Below are 18,797 nucleotides of genomic sequence, written 5' to 3'. Positions count from 1 at the left end.
CTGTGCACCGCGGGGTGCACAGCCTGTGGATTACTTCTTCGTCTCGACCGCGTGGCCGCCGAACTGGTTGCGCAGCGCGGCGATCATCTTCATCTGCGGGGAGTCGTCCTGACGGGAGGCGAACCGCGCGAACAGCGAGGCGGTGATCGCCGGCAGCGGCACGGCGTTGTCGATGGCGGCCTCGACCGTCCACCGGCCCTCGCCGGAGTCCGACGCGTAGCCGCGCAGCTGGTCCAGGTGCTCGTCCTCGTCGAGGGCGTTGACCGCGAGGTCCAGCAGCCAGGAACGGATGACCGTGCCCTCCTGCCAGGAGCGGAAGACCTCGCGCACGTCGGTGACGGAGTCGACCTTCTCCAGGAGCTCCCAGCCCTCGGCGTAGGCCTGCATCATCGCGTACTCGATGCCGTTGTGGACCATCTTCGCGAAGTGGCCGGCGCCGACCTTGCCCGCGTGCACCGAGCCGAACTCGCCCTCGGGCTTGAGCGCGTCGAAGATCGGCTGGACCTTGGCGACGTCCTCGGCGGAGCCGCCGTACATCAGCGCGTAGCCGTTCTCCAGGCCCCAGACGCCACCGGAGACGCCGCAGTCGACGAAGCCGATGCCCTTGGCCGCCAGCTCCTCCGCGTGCTTCTCGTCGTCGGTCCAGCGGGAGTTGCCGCCGTCCACGACGATGTCGCCGGGGGAGAGCAGCTCGGACAGCTCGTCGATGGTGGACTGGGTCGCGGCACCGGCCGGGACCATGACCCACACGACGCGGGGCCCCTTGAGCTTGGTGACAAGCTCTTCGAGGCTCTGGACGTCGGCGAGGTCCGGGTTGCGGTCGTATCCGATGACGGTGTGGCCTGCGCGGCGGATGCGCTCGCGCATGTTGCCGCCCATCTTGCCGAGACCGACGAGACCGAGCTCCATCAGAGATTCCTTAAGCGTCGTGTGCGGTGTACCCGGGTCCGAGCCTACGCCCGGACCCGGGTGCACACCTGTGGGGTCAGCCGCTCAGGCGATCCCCCGGAAAGCGCGACGCGGACCGGCTCAGCCGCTCAGGCGCACCGGCATGATCAGGTACTTGTAGGCCTCGTCCGCCTCGGCGTCCAGGGCCGGCCTGCCGCTCAGCAGCGCCGGCTTCGTGGAGGTCGTGAAGGAGAGCTGGGCGACCGGGGAGTCGATCGCGCTGAGGCCGTCCAGCAGGAAGGTCGGGTTGAAGGCGATCGAGATGTCGTCGCCCTCCAGCTGCGCGTCGACGCGCTCCACAGCCTGTGCGTCGTCGCTGGAGCCGGCCTCCAGGATCAGCACGCCCTGCTCGAAGCTCAGCCGGACCGGGGTGTTGCGCTCGGCCACCAGGGCCACGCGCTTGACGGCCTCGACGAACGGCGCGGTCTCGATGACCGCGACCGAGTTGAACTCGGTGGGGAAGAGCGTCCGGTACTTCGGCAGGTCGCCCTCGAGCAGGCGGGTGGTGGTGCGGCGGCCCGCACCCTCGAAGCCGATGAGGCCCTCGCCCTTGCCGGAGCCCGAGAGCGCCAGGGTGACCGTGTCGCCGCTCGTGAGCGCCTTGGCGGTGTCCAGGAGGGTCTTCGCGGGCACCAGGGCGACCGCGGAGGCGTCCGGGGACTCCGGCTTCCACAGGAACTCGCGGACCGCGAAGCGGTAGCGGTCGGTGGAGGCGAGGGTGACGGTGTCGCCCTCGATCTCGATGCGCACACCGGTGAGCACGGGCAGCGTGTCGTCCCGGCCGGCGGCGATGGCCACCTGGGCGGCGGCGGAGGCGAAGACCTCACCGGGGACGGTGCCGGTCGCGGTGGGCATCTCCGGCAGCGCCGGGTACTCCTCCACAGGAAGGGTGTGGAGGGTGAAGCGGGAGGAGCCGCAGACCACGGTCGCCCGTACACCGTCTGTGGAGATCTCCACCGGTCGGTTGGGGAGGGCGCGGCAGATGTCGGCGAGCAGGCGGCCGGAGACCAGGACGGTGCCGTCCTCCTCGACCTCCGCCTCGACGGAGACCCGGGCCGAGACCTCGTAGTCGAAGCTCGAGAAGCTCAGCGCGCCGTTCTCGGCCTTCAGCAGCAGGCCCGCGAGCACGGGAGCCGGCGGACGGGCCGGGAGGCTGCGGGCCACCCAGGCCACCGCCTCGGCAAGTACGTCGCGCTCCACCCGGATCTTCACCGGAACCGCCTCCTGCTTGTTGCTGGCTCTTCGTCGACTGCGGGAACCAGTCTGACGTACGCCGCAGACACTCGGTGCTGCTGCGGGTCAAGTCGCGACGAGAGCGGCTCGGAGCTCCGGCGCCGAGTTGTGCACAGGCCCCACTTCGAAGCGGATTCCTAGCTAACTCTGAGTGGGAGTAGTAGTAGGGCCTGTGGAAACGGTGGATAACGTCGTTTTCCCAGGTCAGACCCGATTTTTTGTCCACCGAGCCTGTGGGTGGAACCGGTGGACAACTAGGGCTCTCTGTGGACACCCGAAAGTTCTGCACACCCGATACACAGGCCACGGGGAGTTCTCCCCAGCGCTGTCCCCAGGTTTACCCACGTTCCCCACAGCCCAACCGTCCTCGTTGGTGTGACGGCTTTCACTCGACGCGGTGAGCGGAGCCGATTCGTTGCCGAACAGTGGACAGGGGTGTGGAGAAGCTGTGGGCAACGGACCGTCCCCTGTGGGCGGCCAGTGGACAACTTTCCGGAGCCCCTGTGGACGGATCCTCTGTCCACAGGCTGTGGAGATCTTTTACCAACAATTCCACAGGGGCCTGACCTGGGGTGATGGTCTGTCAACAGCCTGGCCTGTGGACACAATCCGGATAACTCAACAGTCCCCACCCTGTGGACGGGAGATCATCCCGCAATCTGTGGAGAACCCGCCACCGGAACGGAGTAATCGAACAGCCCGTCCCCCGGACGAGGGCTCCGTCGGGGTCCGCGCACGCCCGCGGAGGGCTCCGGAAGCCCTCCGCGCCCTCTCCCGGAGGGCCGGGACAGCGCGCGGACGACCCCCGTGGCCGACCGCAGAACGGCTCCAGGGGAAGCGCGCGCGGGAGCGCCGGGAACGCCGACGGGCGCCCCGGGGAGGTGTCCCGGAGCGCCCGTCGGAGGCGGTCGGCCGCGGTCGCGGCGCCGGCGTCAGCCGTTCTTGATGCGGTTGGTGAGCTCGGTGACCTGGTTGTAGATGGAGCGCCGCTCGGCCATCAGCGCGCGGATCTTGCGGTCCGCGTGCATCACCGTCGTGTGGTCGCGGCCGCCGAACTGCGCGCCGATCTTCGGCAGCGACAGGTCCGTCAGCTCGCGGCACAGGTACATGGCGATCTGCCGGGCCGTCACCAGGACGCGGCTGCGCGAGGATCCGCAGAGGTCCTCCACCGTCAGACCGAAGTAGTCGGCGGTGGCCGCCATGATCGCCGGCGCGGTGATCTCCGGCGAGGAGTCCTCGCCGCCCGGGATCAGGTCCTTGAGGACGATCTCGGTGAGCCCCAGGTCCACCGGCTGCCGGTTGAGGCTCGCGAAGGCCGTCACCCGGATCAGCGCGCCCTCCAGCTCACGGATGTTCCGCGAGATCCGGGACGCGATGAACTCCAGCACCTCCGGCGGGGCGTTGAGCTGCTCCTGCACCGCCTTCTTGCGGAGGATCGCGATGCGCGTCTCCAGCTCCGGCGGCTGCACGTCGGTGGTCAGGCCCCACTCGAAGCGGTTGCGGAGCCGGTCCTCCAGGGTCACCAGCTGCTTGGGCGGCCGGTCGGAGGAGAGCACGATCTGCTTGTTCGCGTTGTGCAGGGTGTTGAAGGTGTGGAAGAACTCCTCCTGCGTCGACTCCTTGCTCGCGAGGAACTGGATGTCGTCGACGAGCAGGATGTCCACATCGCGGTAGCGCTTGCGGAAGGTGTCGCCCTTGCCGTCGCGGATCGAGTTGATGAACTCGTTCGTGAACTCCTCGGAGCTCACGTACCGCACGCGGGTGCCCGGGTAGAGGCTCCGCGCGTAGTGCCCGATCGCGTGCAGCAGGTGCGTCTTGCCGAGCCCGGACTCCCCGTAGATGAAGAGCGGGTTGTACGCCTTCGCCGGCGCCTCGGCCACCGCGACCGCGGCCGCGTGCGCGAAGCGGTTCGAGGAACCGATGACGAAGGTGTCGAAGAGGTACTTGGGGTTCAGCCGCGCGTGCGGCTCACCCGGTGCCCCCGCGCCGCCCTGCCCGGCGGAGGAACCGTGACCGCCGTGGCCTCCGCCCGGCACCCCCGGCCGGGGACCGGGACGGACGCCGTGGCTCTGCGGGTCGGGCAGCTCGGCCCGCTCGGGACGCTGCTGCTCGTAGCTCCGGGGCGGCTCGTCGTACCGCGACGGCCGGGACTGCTCGGGGCCGCTCGGACCGGTGTACGGGGCCCGCTCCTGGTAGCCGCCCAGCCGGGGCTGCTGCCAGGACAGATCCTCCTGGGTGCGCGGCCAGGACCCGGGGTCGGGGCGCTGCTGCGCGTAGTCCGGGTAGGCCGGGCGCGCGGTCGGCAGGCCGTCGTCGGGCATCGGCCGGTGGCCGTAGCCGTCGTACTTGTCGTACGGCTCGGGCTGCCGGCTCTCGTCGTACCGGGGCGGCTGTGACTGCTGGAGCGGCGGCGCCGGCGGGGTCGGCTCGCCGACGGAGTCGTCGACGGTGATCGCGATCCGGATCGGACGGCCGCACTCACGGCTGAGCGTCTCGCTGATCAGCGGGGCCAGCCGGCCCTCCAGGACGCGCTTGCCCCACTCGTTCGGCACGGCGAGCAGCGCCGTGTCCGCGACGAGGGCGAGGGGCTGGCAGCGCTCGATCCACTGCTTGTCCTTGGGCTCGATGCCCTGCTGGCCCTCGGAGAGGAGATGCTCCAGGACGCGTGGCCACACTGCGGCAAGATCAGCAGGAACGTCAGCCACAGGGCACGCTTTCTCGCAGGTCCCACGATGGTGTGGTTCTCGGGGACGACGGGTCGATGTCCAAGAGGACAGATCCGCGGGGAACAGGTAAGGACAGAACGGAAAAGATTGTGGAGACCAACCACGGTAGTCGCGGCGGCTGACGTGGTTCAAGTTGTTGTCCACAGGCTGTGCACAATAGGAGGTGGCGACAGGTCGGTTTGACCGGATGGCGTAGCCGCGCGTACCGTAACCAGGTCGAGTTGTCGATGGCTGCTGCCGCCTGCCTCCGATGGGCAAAGATCACGGTCTGTGATCGTGAAGCGGTGCACTCGGGCGTATTGCGAGCTACTCGTGGGCGCACGGTGACAGCCAGGCGATGTCCCGCCATCTACGAATCATTTCTGGAGCCCCCGAGTGAGCAAGCGCACCTTCCAGCCGAACAACCGTCGTCGCGCCAAGACCCACGGCTTCCGCCTGCGGATGCGTACGCGCGCCGGCCGCGCCATCCTTGCGAACCGCCGTTCCAAGGGTCGCTCGGCGCTGTCCGCCTGATCCGCTTAAACAGGTCATGACGTGCTGCCTACCGAGAATCGGCTGAGGCGGCGCGAGGACTTCGCAACCGCGGTACGCCGAGGTCGCCGGGCTGGTCGCCCGCTCCTCGTCGTCCACCTACGCAGCGGTGCAACGAACCCGCACGCGCCTGGGGAGAGCGCTCCCCCGGCACGTGCGGGTTTCGTCGTGAGCAAGGCCGTGGGCGGCGCTGTCGTACGCAATCAGGTCAAGCGTCGCCTGCGCCACCTCGTCCGCGACCGGCTCTCCGAGCTGCCCCCCGGTAGCCTGGTGGTCGTACGGGCGTTGCCCGGAGCCGGCGACGCCGAACACGCACAGCTGTCCCGAGACCTGGACGCCGCTCTCCAGCGGCTGCTGGGAGGGGGCGCGCGATGAAGTACCCGCTGCTGGCTCTCATCAAGCTGTACCAGTGGACGATCAGCCCGCTTCTCGGGCCCGTCTGCCGGTACTACCCGTCGTGTTCCCACTACGGATTCACGGCCATCGACCGGCATGGCGCGATCAAGGGCACGGCCCTGACCGCCTGGCGCATCCTGCGGTGCAACCCGTGGTCGCCCGGCGGTGTGGACCATGTCCCCCCGCGTAAGCGCCCCCGCTGGCACGAAATGCTGAGGAACGCGCTGCGCGGCGACAAGGGCGGGTCCACCGCCGAGACGAGCCCGGCCGCAGAGACCTCGCCCAATGCTCAAGGAGCCTGATTAGTGGACACGATTGCCAGTCTGTTCAGCTTCATCACCACACCTGTCTCATGGGTGATCGTCCAGTTCCACAAGGTGTACGGGGCGCTCTTCGGCCCTGACACGGGCTGGGCCTGGGGCCTGTCCATCGTGTCCCTCGTGGTGCTGATCCGTATCTGCCTGATCCCGCTGTTCGTCAAGCAGATCAAGTCGACCCGGAACATGCAGGCGCTCCAGCCGAAGATGAAGGCGATCCAGGAGCGCTACAAGAGCGACAAGCAGCGTCAGTCCGAAGAGATGATGAAGTTGTACAAGGAGACGGGTACCAACCCGCTCTCCTCGTGCCTTCCCATCCTGGCGCAGTCGCCGTTCTTCTTCGCCCTCTACCACGTGCTCTCCAGCATCGCCTCGGGCAAGACCATCGGCGTCATCGACGACCAGCTCCTCGCCAGCGCCCGGCAGGCTCACATCTTCGGTGCCCCGCTGGCGTCGAAGTTCACGGACTCCGCCGCCGAGGTCGCCGCGCTCGACGCCTCGCTGACCTCGGTCCGCATCGTCACCGCGATCATGATCATCATGATGTCGGCCTCGCAGTTCTTCACCCAGCGCCAGCTGATGATGAAGAACGTCGACCTCTCGGTGAAGACCCCGTACATGCAGCAGCAGAAGATGCTCATGTACATCTTCCCGGTGATCTTCGCCGTCATGGGCATCAACTTCCCCGTCGGTGTCCTCGTCTACTGGCTGACCACCAACGTGTGGACCATGGGCCAGCAGATGTACGTGATCAACCAGAACCCGACCCCGGGCAGCAAGGCGCAGGACTCCTACCTCCAGCGCCTGCTGAAGAGCATCACGCAGCACGGTGAGGTCCGCGGCCGCCGCCGCAAGACGATCGTCAAGGTCATCGTCGCCAAGGGCAGCGACCGCAACGAGAACGAGCGCCGCTTCTTCGCGGGTCTGACCAAGGCGGGCTTCGCCGCCCAGGCCGACGGCACCGTGATCAAGGGCGACACGATCGTCGCCGACGCCGAGGGCGCCGCCGCTGCCAGGCGTCAGCAGCCCAAGCGTCAGACCAAGGCCCAGCGCCAGGCCGCCGCGGCCCAGCACGCCACGGCGAAGGACACCGAGGAAGCTTCCGAGGCGGCCGCCGAGGAGGCCCCGGTGACCTCGCTCGAGAAGAAGCCCGAGGGTTCCGCCCCGGCCGGCGCCAAGGAAGAGCCCAAGGGCGAGGCCCAGGGCGACAAGCCCGCACGTCCCCGCGCCAACTCCGGAGGGGCCCGCCAGCAGGGCAAGTCCGGTCAGCGCAAGGGCCAGCAGCGGCCCAAGCACCCGTCCTCCAAGAAGTAAGCCTCGCGAAGCAAGAAGGAGTCCATCCGTGACGGAAGGCACCATCTCCGCCGCCGCCGAGGGTGGCGACACCCTGACCCGCCTGGAGCAGGAGGGTGAGATCGCGGCCGACTACCTCGAAGGCCTGCTCGACATCGCCGATCTCGACGGCGACATCGACATGGACGTCGAGGCGGACCGCGCCGCGGTCTCGATCATCAGCGACTCGGCGCGCGAGCTGCAGAAGCTCGTGGGCCGCGACGGTGAGGTCCTGGAGGCCCTCCAGGAGCTGACCCGGCTGGCCGTGCACCGCGAGACCGGTGACCGCAGCCGTCTGATGCTCGACATCGCGGGATTCCGCGCCAAGAAGCGTGCCGAGCTCGCCGAGCTGGGCGCCAAGGCCGCGGGCGAGGTGAAGTCCACCGGCCAGCCGGTCAAGCTGGACCCGATGACGCCGTTCGAGCGCAAGGTCGTGCACGACGCGATCGCCGCCGCCGGTCTGCGCAGCGAGTCCGAGGGCGAGGAGCCGCAGCGCTTCGTCGTTGTTCTCCCGGCCTGAACCCTCACGTAGTGTCGGCCCCGTCTGTTCGCAGGCGGGGCCGATCTTTGTCAGCCTGATAGTCAGCCATCACAGCGCGCCCGCAGACGATGCGTGCGGTACGGAAGGACGGTTCCCGTGACGGAGGAAGCGCAGCTCCCCGAGGCTCCGGAGCAGGCGCGGACAGTCTTCGGCGAGTACTTCCCGGAGGCCGTGCGGTACGCGGAACTCCTCGCGGACGCGGGTGTGAAGCGCGGTCTGATCGGCCCGCGTGAGGTGCCCCGGCTGTGGGAGCGCCACCTGCTGAACTGTGCCGTCCTCTCCGAGGTCGTCCCCGAGGGCGTCACCGTCTGCGACGTGGGCTCCGGAGCCGGCCTGCCCGGCATCCCGCTGGCCCTGGTCCGGCCCGACCTGAAGATCACGCTCCTGGAGCCGCTCCTCCGCCGGACGAACTTTCTCCAGGAGGTCGTCGAGCTGCTCGGCCTCGATCATGTAACCGTGGTCCGCGGGCGCGCGGAGGAGATGCTCGGCAAGATCACGCCGGTGCACGTGGTGACGGCCCGCGCGGTGGCGCCGCTCGACCGGCTGGCCGGTTGGGGCGTGCCCCTGCTGCGCCCGTACGGGGAGATGCTGGCGCTCAAGGGTGACACCGCGGAGGAGGAGATCAGCGGAGCACGTGCCGCGCTCTCCCGTCTCGGCGTGGTGGAGACCTCCGTGATGCAGGTGGGCGAGGGGATCGTCGATCCGCTGTCCACCGTGGTCCGGGTTGAGGTCGGCGAGAGCCCGGGCGGTGTGCGATTCGCCGCCAAGCGCGCCAAGGCTGCCCGGACCAGCAAGACCCGTCGACGCCGCTGAGCGTCGCATTCGTACCATTTCGGAGTGTCGAACGGTCCCGGCCCAAGAGCAGGGGCATGGTGTTTCACGTGAAACGTCGCTCACTGCTGCAGGGAATCATCAGCCGCGGTCGCGCGGCTGCCACGCCCCGGGACCGTCGACCTCGCGTGAACCCACCCACGAGGGTGACGAGGATGTCCACAGAGGTGGATTCACCCACAGAACCACCGGCCTCGCTGGTTCACGACCCCGAAAGCATGGCAGGCTCTCCCCATCGCGAGCCTGAAGCCGAGGAGAGTGAATCCTTGCGGTCCGACGCCAACATCGCGGGACCGATGACCGATCCGGTCCCCGGTCCCCGAACCGAATCGGTGGGGGAGGATGTTTCACGTGAAACACCGCCCCCGATGGACGACACCCCCATTGGTCGTGCTGCCCAGCTGGCAGTAGAGGCCCTGGGTCGTGCCGGTGAGGGACTTCCCCGCCCGGCGCAGACGCGCGTGATGGTGGTCGCCAATCAGAAGGGCGGCGTGGGCAAGACGACCACGACGGTCAACCTTGCCGCGTCCCTCGCCCTCCATGGCGCCCGGGTCCTGGTCATCGACCTCGACCCGCAGGGCAACGCCTCCACGGCGCTCGGCATCGACCACCACGCCGAGGTGCCCTCGATCTACGACGTGCTCGTGGACAGCAGGCCGCTCTCCGAGGTCGTGCAGCCGGTCCTGGACGTCGAGGGCCTGTTCTGCGCCCCCGCGACCATCGACCTCGCCGGCGCGGAGATCGAGCTGGTGTCGCTCGTCGCCCGTGAGAGCCGCCTCCAGCGCGCGATCCAGGCCTACGAGCAGCCGCTCGACTACATCCTGATCGACTGCCCGCCCTCGCTCGGCCTCCTCACGGTCAACGCCATGGTGGCCGGAGCCGAGGTGCTGATCCCGATCCAGTGCGAGTACTACGCACTGGAAGGACTCGGCCAGCTCCTGCGGAACGTCGACCTGGTCCGGGGCCACCTCAACCCGGGACTCCATGTCTCGACGATCCTGCTCACCATGTACGACGGCCGGACGAGGCTCGCCTCACAGGTCGCCGACGAGGTGCGCACCCACTTCGCCGAGGAGGTGCTGCGGACCAGCATTCCGCGGTCCGTCCGCATCTCGGAGGCACCGAGCTACGGGCAGACGGTCCTCACCTACGACCCGGGCTCCAGCGGTGCCCTGTCGTATCTCGAAGCGGCCCGTGAGATCGCCCTGCGGGGGGCGGCCGTGCACTACGACCCGCAGCACGCCCATGTCGGGCACCAGAACCACCAGCGCAGCATGTCGGAGGGGATCCAGTGAGCGAGCGACGTAGGGGATTGGGGCGTGGGCTCGGTGCGCTGATTCCCGCTGCTCCCCAGGAACGGCAGTCGCCGTCGAACGGCGTGGGCGTGGCCTCGCCCGGCTCGACGGCCGGCATTCCTTCGGATCGCGGGGTGGCGGCCGCGAAGCTGGCGTCGCTCCCGCAGAGCACGCAGTCGCCGGAGTCGGCGCCCTCGTGGAACGGCGCCGAGCCGGTGGTCCGGCCGGAGCCCCCGGCGGGTGCCTACTTCACCGAGCTTCCGCTCGACTCCATCGTCCCCAACCGGCACCAGCCCCGCGAGGTCTTCGACGAGGACGCCCTGGCGGAGCTCGTCGTCTCCATCAAGGAGGTCGGCCTCCTCCAGCCCGTGGTCGTGCGCACGACCGAGGAGGGCTATGAGCTGGTCATGGGTGAGCGGCGTCTCCGGGCGTCCAAGGAAGCGGGTCTGGAGCGGATCCCGGCGATCGTCCGGGACACCGACGATGAGAAGATGCTCCTGGACGCGCTCCTGGAGAACCTCCACCGTGCCCAGCTGAACGCGATCGAAGAGGCGCACGCCTACGAGCAGCTGCTCAAGGACTTCGGCTGCACGCACGATCAGCTCGCGGAGCGGATCGGGCGCTCCCGTCCGCAGATCTCCAACACGCTGCGTCTGCTGCGGCTGTCGCCGGCGGTGCAGCGGCGGGTGGCCGCCGGGGTGCTCTCCGCCGGGCACGCGCGGGCGCTGCTCGGTGTCGACGACCCGGAGGCCCAGGACAAGCTGGCCTACCGGATCGTCTCCGAGGGTCTGTCGGTGCGGACCGTCGAGGAGATGGTGAGCCTCATGGGTTCCGAGGAGCCCGACGCGGTGAAGCCGACGAAGCCGCGAGCCGGTGGCCGGGTGTCGCCCGCGCTCTCGGATCTCGCCTCCCGCCTCTCGGACCGCTTCGAGACCCGGGTGAAGGTCGACCTCGGGCAGAAGAAGGGCAAGATCGTCGTCGAGTTCGCCTCGGTGGATGATCTCGACCGCATCCTGGCGACGCTGGCTCCCGGCGAGGGCCGGGTCATGGACCAGCATGCCGAGAAGGGGGCGGAGGGCTGAGGCCTTCCGCTGTCGCAGGCCGCTGAGGGCGGGCCGTGCTCTGGTTTCACCGGAACGCGGTCCGCCCTTTGCCTGTGAGCGGTGTCATCCGGATCGGCCGATGGATACGATTCCAAGAGGCGTATCCGTGATCGATTCGCGAGGGAAGTGAGGCGCGGCCGTGGGGCGTCGGCTCGTACCGCTCACGCTGGACAACCTTCCGGATCTGCCCACGAGGTGTCGCTCCTGCGTCTTCTGGGAGCTCGATCCCGTCAGCGGGGAAGCCGCGGTGAAGGCGGGGCGCTCAGAGCCGGAGAAGGAGGCCTGGATCTCCGGGGTCCTCCTGGAGTGGGGTTCCTGCGGCCGCGTGGTCTATGTCGACGACGTACCGGTCGGCTATGTCCTCTACGCTCCCCCGGCCTATGTACCGCGTTCCACCGCCTTCCCCACGAGCCCGGTCGCGGCCGACGCGGTGCAGCTGATGACCTCCTGGATCATGCCGGAGTATCAGGGGCAGGGACTCGGCCGGATGGTCGTCCAGACGGTGGCCAAGGATCTGCTGCGGCGAGGCTTCAAGGCCATCGAGGCGTTCGGGGACGCCCGGTGGAAGGAGCCGGCCTGCGTGCTGCCGGCCGAGCATCTGCTGGCGGTGGGCTTCAAGACGGTCCGTCCCCACCCCGCCTACCCCAGGATGCGGCTGGAGCTCAGGACGACGCTCTCCTGGAAGGAGGACGTCGAGATGGCGCTCGACCGGCTCCTCGGTGCGGTCCAGAAGGATCCGGTCCTGCGGCCTCTGTAGCGCCGGGCTCGGCGTGGTGTGCTCAGGCCCACGCGAACGGCCCGCCCCTTTCCGGGGGCGGGCCGTTCGTTGTTTCACGTGAAACGCTGCTTCGGTTTCACGTGAAACAGAAGCGGGAGTATCAGGCCTTGGTCGGCTCGACGAAGCCCTCGAGGTCGCGCAGGATGGCCGCCTTCGGCTTGGCACCGACGATCGTCTTCACGACCTCGCCGCCCTGGTAGACGTTCAACGTCGGGATCGACATGACGCCGTACTTGGCAGCCGTGGCCGGGTTCTGGTCGATGTTGAGCTTCACGATCTCGATCTCGCCGTGCTCGGCGGCGATGGCCTCGAGCGACGGGGCGATCTGGCGGCACGGGCCGCACCACTCGGCCCAGAAGTCCACCAGGACAGGCTTGTTGCTCTTGAGGACGTCCTCTTCGAAGGAAGCGTCGGTCACAGTCTTCAGGGCCACAGCGGCCTCCTTGATCTCGCGGGGTGTGGGATGGGGAGAGTGGGTGTCAGACCGCGGGGGTCTCGGCCAGCTTCTCGCTGTCGGCGAGGGCGGCCAGGAAGCGCTCGGCGTCCAGCGCGGCGGAGCAGCCCGTGCCGGCGGCCGTGATGGCCTGACGGTAGGTGTGGTCGACGACATCGCCGGCGCCGAAGACACCCGTGAGGTTGGTGCGCGTCGACGGGGCGGAGACCTTGAGGTAGCCCTCCGCGTCGAGCTCCAGCTGACCCTTGAAGAGCTCGGTCCGCGGGTCGTGGCCGACCGCGATGAAGAGCCCGGTGACGGGCAGCTGACGGGTCTCGCCGGTCTTCGTGTCGCGCAGGGTCACACCGCTGAGCTTCTGCTCACCGTGAATCTCGGTGACCTCGCTGTCCCAGGCGAAGGAGATCTTCGGGTCGGCGAAGGCACGCTCCTGCATGGCCTTCGAGGCACGCAGGCTGTCGCGGCGGTGGACGATGGTGACCGTCTTGGCGAAGCGCGAGAGGAAGGTGGCCTCCTCGATCGCGGTGTCGCCGCCGCCGACGACGGCGATGTCCTGGTCCTTGAAGAAGAACCCGTCGCAGGTGGCGCACCAGGAGACACCGCGGCCGGAGAGAGTGTCCTCGTTGGGGAGGCCGAGCTTGCGGTGCTGCGAGCCGGTGGTGACGATGACGGCCTTGGCGCGGTGCACGGTGCCGGCGGTGTCGGTGACGGTCTTGATCTCACCGGTCAGGTCCACGGCGATGATGTCGTCGGGGACGAGCTCGGCGCCGAAGCGCTCGGCCTGGGCCCGCATGTTGTCCATGAGGTCCGGGCCCATGATGCCGTCGCGGAAGCCCGGGAAGTTCTCGACCTCGGTCGTGTTCATGAGGGCGCCACCGGCGGTGACGGCACCTTCGAAGACCAGGGGGTTCAGCGACGCTCGGGCGGTGTAGAGCGCAGCGGTGTAACCCGCGGGCCCGGAGCCGATGATGATCACGTTACGGACGTCGCTCACGGGTTTCTTCCTCGTCTCTGCAGACTGCCACTGCCTACGGGGCGGTTGTCTCGGTCACTCTCACCCCACCCAACGGATCCTAAGGGGCGTACATTCCCGAAACCGCCGCGCGGCACCGCTGCCGGACGGAGAGAGGGGTCAGGAGCGGGGGTAGGTCTCGCTGAACAGCAGATCAGCGGCCGGGCTTCCACTCCCGGCGGTCCGTTCCGCGCAGGAGGCATCCACCACATAGGCCTGGACCCGCTTGCTGTCCGCGGGGTCGCTGAGGACCAGGAGGTAGGCCGGCTTCCCCTGGTACTCGCCTCGCTCGTGCTGCAGCACCGTGTCGGAGCGACCGGTCCCGGCGACGACGCAGCCGGGGACGGCGCCGTCCCTGTTCCGCTGGGGGGCGGTGCCCTGGCCTTCGGCCGACATCGACTCCGGCGTGATGCCTCGGGGCGTGATGGCGGAATCGCCCTTGGCCAGGAGCGCGCTGACCCGGTCCTCCACCGGAGCGCCGGAGAAGGAATTGAGGGCGGCGGCGCTGCTGTCGGCCTTGGTGGTGCCCGCCTGGTCTCCGGCGGTGACGTCGGCCGACTGGCTGAGATAGAGGCTCGTGCCGAGGATCACGGCACCGAAGGCGGCGCCGAGCGTCGAGAGCAGGGCGATGCGGCGGCGACGCGGCTTCCCGGCCCGTCCGGGGCCGGTGGCGGCACCGGAGCGACCGGCGGGACGATCGGCGGCCCGGCCGACGGAGCGGTCGGAGGAGCGGTCGGTGGGACCGGAGGAGGAGTGTGTGACCGAGGGAGCCGTGTCGGCGGTGTCAGCCGTGTCGGCTGGGTCTGGGGTGTCTGCTGCGTCAGGCTCCGTTTCACGTGAAACGGAGACGTCGCCGTCCGGCGTGGTGGCATTGAGGAGGGCTTCGGCGGCGAGGGCGGCGTCGATGCGCCCCGCGATCTCCGCGGGCATGCGGGGCGGGCCGGGAAGGGTGCCGAGAAGCCCCCGGATCTCCTCCAGGGAGGTGCGTACATCCGCGCAGAGGGGGCAAGCGTCCAGATGTCGGCGGACCGCGGCCGAGCGGGTCGGTGAGAGAAGCCCCTCGGTCAGCTCGGAGATCTCCGAGACGTCCGGGTGCTGTGTGGTGTTGGCCTTGTCGGCCGTGGAAGTCACGTGCGCCCGCCTCCGCCCTTCACAGCAGCTGGATCATTCGTTCCGGTGTCCGTCGGCCCCGGCACCGGTGGGACGGATGTCCCCGGCGTCCGGTTCCTTCCCCCGTCGGGTGCTTCGGTACCCACGGATTCGGCGCGCAGATGAGTGACCATCGGAAGCAGTCGGGCCCGCCCGCGTGCGCAGCGGCTCTTCACGGTGCCGGTGGGAACGCCGAGGATACGGGCCGCCTCCGCGACGGGGTATCCCTGCATGTCGACCAGGACGAGGGCGGCGCGCTGATCGGCGGGGATCGACGCGAGCGCGGCGAGGACCTCGCGGTGGACGTCCTGCCGCTCCACCGGTGCCTCGGCGGATTCATGGGGTTCGAGGAGCTGCTCGAAGCGGTCGTTGTCGTCGACGGGTGAGGTCTTGCGCGAGGCCGACTTACGGAGACGGTCGAGACAGGCGTTCACCGTGATGCGGTGGAGCCAGGTGGTGACGGCCGACTGGCCGCGGAATGTGTGGGCGGCCCGGAAGGCCGACAGCAGGGCGTCCTGGACGGCGTCAGCGGCCTCCTCGCGGTCTCCCAGGGTGCGCAGGGCCACCGCCCAGAGCCGGTCGCGGTGACGCCGCACGAGCTCACCGAAGGCGTCCGGATCGCCGGCCACATGGCGTGCCAGGAGTTCCTGGTCGTCCGTGGCGTCGTCCATCGGTCGGTCCAACGGTGAGCCCCCTCCCCTGCGGTCGTCAGCCCCTGATCTTGACTTCGCTCAGCTTGCCCCGGTAGCCGCCGTCGTTGGAGGGCAGTTCCGTCAGCCACACGAGAACGTAGCGGGTCATGACGGGCTTGGTCAGCTTCAGGGCGACCTCACTGCCCTGTCCCTTCGCCTGGGTGGTGTACGAGTCCGGCTGGGACGGCTGCGACGTCGCGTCGGACGGTGCCGTACGCAGCTCCACCGACGTGACGCCGACGAACGACAGGTCGACCTCGCTGATGTTCTGCGCCTTGCCCAGGTCGAGCACGAGGCCCACGCCGGTCTTCAGATTGGCGAAGCCGAGGCCGCGGTAGTTCTCGGTGTACCAGTACGTGCTGGGATCGCCGTCGTAGGCGAGGTTTATGGCCTGGGGCTTCTCGGAGCCGTTGCCCAGCGGGTCGAAGTCCTGGGCCGACTCGATGGTGACCGGCTTGAGCGGGGCGGGCTTCTCGTCGGCCGTAGCCGTCGGGGCCGGGGTCTCCTCACGGGTGGAGTCCGATGCGAGGAGCCGGTCCGCGATCTGCCAGCTGCCGAGGCCCAGGGCGGCGATCAGCAGGGCCGAGACGGCCCACTTCAGCGCCTTGCCGGTACGGCTCTGCAGCGGGGGCGGCGGGACGACCAGCGGCTGGGTGACCGAGGGGTGCACCGGGGGACGACCGTAGGTGCCCTGCTGGTACGTCGTGCGCTGGTACTCGGGCGGGGCGGTGAACTCGGGCTCCGGGGGCTTCACGCGGGGCATCGCGGCCACCGCCTTGGCCAGCTCGTCCGGAGTGGTGCAGGGCGGCTCCTGACGGGACGCGGTGGCCCCGTCGTTCGCGAGGGCGCGCATGGCGATCTCGGAGAGGCCCCGGTGCACACCGGCGCGGACCTGGTCGGGCGGGAGCAGGCCGACGCCCTTGGGCAGGCCGGAGAGCCCGTAGGCGTCGCTGTCGTACGGCCAGCGCTGGGTGAGAGCGGCGTACAGGAGCGCGCCGATGGCCTCGGTGTCGTTGCGCTGTGGACGGTCGGCGGTGATGCCGCGCAGGGCGGCGTTCACGGCGAGGCCGCGGATCCGGTACTGGCCGGTGGAGCTGCGCAGGACGGCGCTCGGCGTGAGCCGGAGGTGGGCCAGGCCTTCGCGGTGGGCGGCGGCCATGGCCTGGGAGACCTGGCTGACGAGCTGGTAGGCGTCGTGCGGCTCCAGCGGGCCGGCCGCGAGCAGCGCGGTCAGCTCGGTGGAGTCGGGCAGCCACTCGTGCACGACGTACACGAGGTCGTTCTCCTCGACGGCGTCGAGGACCTGCACGAAGCGGGGGTCGCCGAGGAGCGCCGAGGCCCGGGCCGAGGCCAGGACCGAACGGGCCCGGGGGTGGTCCGCGGGCAGCAGATGGACCCCGACGGCACGCCGTAGCTTCTCGTCGACGGCACGCCAACTGCTGAACCCGTCCAGACGGGTGACGCACTCCTCCAGCCGGTAGCGTCTGGCCAGCTTGTGGCCGCTGTGCAGCTCCGGAGCCGTGAGGGAGGGCTGCTCCCCGCTCTGTCGTTCGACCGCCTTCTTCTCCGTGGCCTCGGCGGGCTGTTCCGCCGCCTTCTGCTTGTCCGCCACCCCGTCGGTCGCGGCCGTGTCCGCCTTGGCGGTCAGCGGGTCGTCACCGCTGTTGTCGGCCACGTCGACGGCAGCCGTGCTACGTTCCGCCACCGTCGTTCCTGCCTCCCCATCCGTTGCGCCACATCCAACAGCCAAGCCAATTGTGCCCACAGTCGGACGCTATGCACGACACGCGGTTCCCCCCGATGGTTGTGCCGGCCCGACGGGTTCAGCGTCCCAGGCGTCCGCGCACCATTCCGACCAGGGTGTTCAGCTCGGCGATCCGCATCCGCTTGGCCGCGACGAAGAAGACTCCGAGGAGTACCGCTCCGCCGACGATCAGGGCGACGAGCGAGCCCAACGCGCCTTCGCCGAGGAGCTTGAGCAGGCCGAATCCGACGGCGCCGGCGACGATCGCGGCGGGCACGGAGGCCATGCAGAGGCGGGCGTAGGTCCGCATCACGTGGGTGCCGTCCAGGTCGCCTCCCAGCCGCTTGCGGAGGCGGCGCCAGGCGATGCCGACGCCGACGGCGTAGGCCAGGCCGTAGGAGGCGGCCATGCCGACGACGGCCCACTGGGCGGGCAGGACGACGTAACAGAGCGCGGAGGCGGCCGCGTTGACGGCGGCGACGATGACCGTGTTGTAGAAGGGCGTCCGGGTGTCCTCATAGGCGTAGAAGCCGCGGAGCACGACGTACTGGACGGAGTAGGGGATCAGGCCGAGGCCGAAGGCCATCAGGATGAAGCCCATGCCCTGGGCGGCCTCGACGCCGCTGGAGGCGTAGAGCAGGGTGCACATCGGGACGCCGAGCGCCAGGAAGGCGAAGGAGACCGGGACGATCGCGACCGCCGAGTTGCGCAGTCCCTGCGAGATGTCGTCCCGGACGGCGCCGGGGTCGTTGTCGTGGGCGGCGCGGGAGATCCGCGGCAGCAGGGCGGCCATGACGGAGACCGTGATGATGGCCTGCGGCATGCCCCAGATCAGCTGGGCGTTGGAGTAGGCCAGGAAGCCGGCGCCGTTCTTGCCGGACGCCTCACCGGCCGCGGTGGCGAGCTGGGTGACGACCAGGACGCCCGCCTGGTTGGCGAGGACGAAGAGGACCGTCCACTTGGCGAGCTTGACCGTCTTGCCGAGCCCGTGGCCCTTCCAGTCGAAGCGGGGCCGGAAGCGGAAGCCGGTCTCGCGCAGGTACGGGATCATCGCCAGGGCCTGGACGACGAGTCCGAGCAGGGTGCCGATGCCGAGCAGGCGGATGCCGTCGTCGGGGATGGTCTGGACGCCCATGTGGGACTCGGCGGAGGTGCCGTAGACCCAGATGAACAGGCCGAAGGTGACGATCATGACGATGTTGTTGAGGACCGGGGTCCACATCATCGCGCCGAACTTGCCCCGGGCGTTGAGGATCTGACCCATCACCACGTGCACGCCCATGAAGAAGATGGTGGGCAGGCAGTAGCGGGCGAACGTCACGGCCACGCTGTTGGCCGCGGCGTCGTCGGCGATGGTGTTCGACATCAGCCGGATCAGCAGGGGGGCCGCGAAGACGGCCAGGACCACGATCGCGCCGAGCGCCACCATCACCAGGGTGAGCAGGCGGTTGGCGTAGGCCTCGCCGCCGTCCTCGTCGTTCTTCATGGAGCGGACGAGCTGCGGGACGAAGACCGAGTTGAGGCCGCCGCCGACGGTGAGGATGTAGATCATCGTCGGCAGGGTGTAGGCGATGGTGAAGGTGTCGCCGAGCAGGGCTGCGCCGAGCGCGCCGGTGATCACCAGGCTGCGGACGAAGCCGGTGAGCCGGGAGACCAGGGTGCCGGCGGCCATCACCGCGCTCGACTTCAGCAGCCCCGAGGCGCGGCCGGACTTCTTG

18 protein-coding genes are annotated in these 18,797 nt (G+C 69.4%); 9 read left to right on the top strand and 9 right to left on the bottom strand.

All coding sequences use genetic code 11. The annotated features are described in order from the left end of the window. Nucleotides 1-30 precede the first annotated feature (30 nt). From gnd to dnaA, 3 genes are all read right to left on the bottom strand, one after another. Nucleotides 31-909, bottom strand: a complete 879-nt coding sequence (gene gnd, locus EAO70_RS14415; RefSeq protein WP_148003358.1) for a phosphogluconate dehydrogenase (NAD(+)-dependent, decarboxylating) — start codon at nucleotides 907-909, stop codon at nucleotides 31-33. 120 nt (nucleotides 910-1,029) lie between these two features. Further along, nucleotides 1,030-2,160: a DNA polymerase III subunit beta gene (dnaN, locus tag EAO70_RS14410; RefSeq protein WP_148003357.1), complete on the bottom strand. Its 1,131-nt coding sequence runs from the start codon at nucleotides 2,158-2,160 to the stop codon at nucleotides 1,030-1,032. 953 nt (nucleotides 2,161-3,113) lie between these two features. After that, nucleotides 3,114-4,886, bottom strand: a complete 1,773-nt coding sequence (gene dnaA, locus EAO70_RS14400; RefSeq protein ID WP_148003356.1) for a chromosomal replication initiator protein DnaA — start codon at nucleotides 4,884-4,886, stop codon at nucleotides 3,114-3,116. A 396-nt stretch (nucleotides 4,887-5,282) separates the two neighbouring features. Between dnaA and rpmH the strand changes: the two genes are divergently transcribed. The 9 genes from rpmH (at nucleotide 5,283) to EAO70_RS14355 (ending at nucleotide 12,010) form a co-directional block, all read left to right on the top strand. Continuing rightward, nucleotides 5,283-5,420 (top strand): 50S ribosomal protein L34, encoded by a 138-nt coding sequence (rpmH, locus tag EAO70_RS14395; RefSeq protein ID WP_007265229.1) that lies wholly within the window; start codon nucleotides 5,283-5,285, stop codon nucleotides 5,418-5,420. A gap of 21 nt (nucleotides 5,421-5,441) precedes the next feature. Then, nucleotides 5,442-5,813, top strand: a complete 372-nt coding sequence (gene rnpA, locus EAO70_RS14390) for a ribonuclease P protein component (protein ID WP_148003355.1) — start codon at nucleotides 5,442-5,444, stop codon at nucleotides 5,811-5,813. Next, the gene (gene yidD / locus EAO70_RS14385) at nucleotides 5,810-6,136 is read left to right on the top strand and encodes a membrane protein insertion efficiency factor YidD (RefSeq protein WP_015034858.1); all 327 of its coding nucleotides are present in this window, start codon (nucleotides 5,810-5,812) and stop codon (nucleotides 6,134-6,136) included. The genes rnpA and yidD overlap by 4 nt, the downstream gene beginning before the upstream one ends. Nucleotides 6,137-6,139: 3 nt before the next feature. Continuing rightward, nucleotides 6,140-7,465: a membrane protein insertase YidC gene (yidC, locus tag EAO70_RS14380; RefSeq protein ID WP_148003354.1), complete on the top strand. Its 1,326-nt coding sequence runs from the start codon at nucleotides 6,140-6,142 to the stop codon at nucleotides 7,463-7,465. Between the two features lie 28 nt (nucleotides 7,466-7,493). Beyond that, nucleotides 7,494-8,003, top strand: coding sequence for a protein jag (locus EAO70_RS14375; RefSeq protein ID WP_148003353.1), 510 nt, complete (start codon nucleotides 7,494-7,496; stop codon nucleotides 8,001-8,003). Nucleotides 8,004-8,120: 117 nt separating this feature from the next. Then, on the top strand, nucleotides 8,121-8,837 hold the full coding sequence (gene rsmG / locus EAO70_RS14370; protein WP_148003352.1) for a 16S rRNA (guanine(527)-N(7))-methyltransferase RsmG: 717 nt from the start codon (nucleotides 8,121-8,123) through the stop codon (nucleotides 8,835-8,837). A 236-nt stretch (nucleotides 8,838-9,073) separates the two neighbouring features. After that, nucleotides 9,074-10,150 (top strand): ParA family protein, encoded by a 1,077-nt coding sequence (locus EAO70_RS14365; protein WP_148003351.1) that lies wholly within the window; start codon nucleotides 9,074-9,076, stop codon nucleotides 10,148-10,150. Beyond that, nucleotides 10,147-11,232 carry a ParB/RepB/Spo0J family partition protein gene (locus EAO70_RS14360; protein ID WP_148003350.1) on the top strand — a complete coding sequence of 362 codons (1,086 nt, stop codon included), beginning with the start codon at nucleotides 10,147-10,149 and terminating at the stop codon, nucleotides 11,230-11,232. Before EAO70_RS14365 ends, EAO70_RS14360 begins: the two co-directional genes overlap by 4 nt. A 160-nt stretch (nucleotides 11,233-11,392) precedes the next feature. Beyond that, nucleotides 11,393-12,010: a GNAT family N-acetyltransferase gene (locus tag EAO70_RS14355; protein ID WP_148003349.1), complete on the top strand. Its 618-nt coding sequence runs from the start codon at nucleotides 11,393-11,395 to the stop codon at nucleotides 12,008-12,010. A 121-nt stretch (nucleotides 12,011-12,131) separates the two neighbouring features. Here the strand turns inward: EAO70_RS14355 and trxA are convergent, their stop codons facing one another. The 6 genes from trxA to murJ form a co-directional block, all read right to left on the bottom strand. Beyond that, nucleotides 12,132-12,464 carry a thioredoxin gene (trxA, locus tag EAO70_RS14350; protein WP_148003348.1) on the bottom strand — a complete coding sequence of 111 codons (333 nt, stop codon included), beginning with the start codon at nucleotides 12,462-12,464 and terminating at the stop codon, nucleotides 12,132-12,134. Between the two features lie 46 nt (nucleotides 12,465-12,510). Beyond that, entirely contained in the window at nucleotides 12,511-13,476 is a 966-nt protein-coding gene (gene trxB, locus EAO70_RS14345) for a thioredoxin-disulfide reductase (RefSeq protein ID WP_148003347.1), read from the bottom strand. A gap of 138 nt (nucleotides 13,477-13,614) precedes the next feature. After that, complete coding sequence (locus tag EAO70_RS14340; RefSeq protein ID WP_148003346.1) at nucleotides 13,615-14,625, bottom strand: hypothetical protein; 1,011 nt, start codon at nucleotides 14,623-14,625, stop codon at nucleotides 13,615-13,617. Continuing rightward, on the bottom strand, nucleotides 14,622-15,314 hold the full coding sequence (sigM, locus tag EAO70_RS14335; protein WP_148003345.1) for an RNA polymerase sigma factor SigM: 693 nt from the start codon (nucleotides 15,312-15,314) through the stop codon (nucleotides 14,622-14,624). Before sigM ends, EAO70_RS14340 begins: the two co-directional genes overlap by 4 nt. A gap of 37 nt (nucleotides 15,315-15,351) precedes the next feature. Further along, nucleotides 15,352-17,040: a protein kinase family protein gene (locus EAO70_RS14330; protein WP_148003344.1), complete on the bottom strand. Its 1,689-nt coding sequence runs from the start codon at nucleotides 17,038-17,040 to the stop codon at nucleotides 15,352-15,354. A 118-nt stretch (nucleotides 17,041-17,158) separates the two neighbouring features. Further along, the coding region (gene murJ / locus EAO70_RS14325; protein ID WP_148003484.1) for a murein biosynthesis integral membrane protein MurJ at nucleotides 17,159-18,797 on the bottom strand (1,639 nt) is incomplete at its 5' end.

It is taken from the genome of Streptomyces sp. adm13(2018), assembly GCF_008042145.1.
Lineage (GTDB): Bacteria > Actinomycetota > Actinomycetes > Streptomycetales > Streptomycetaceae > Streptomyces.
Note: the sequence above shows the minus strand (reverse complement) of the source record. Positions and strands in the feature narration are given on the sequence as shown.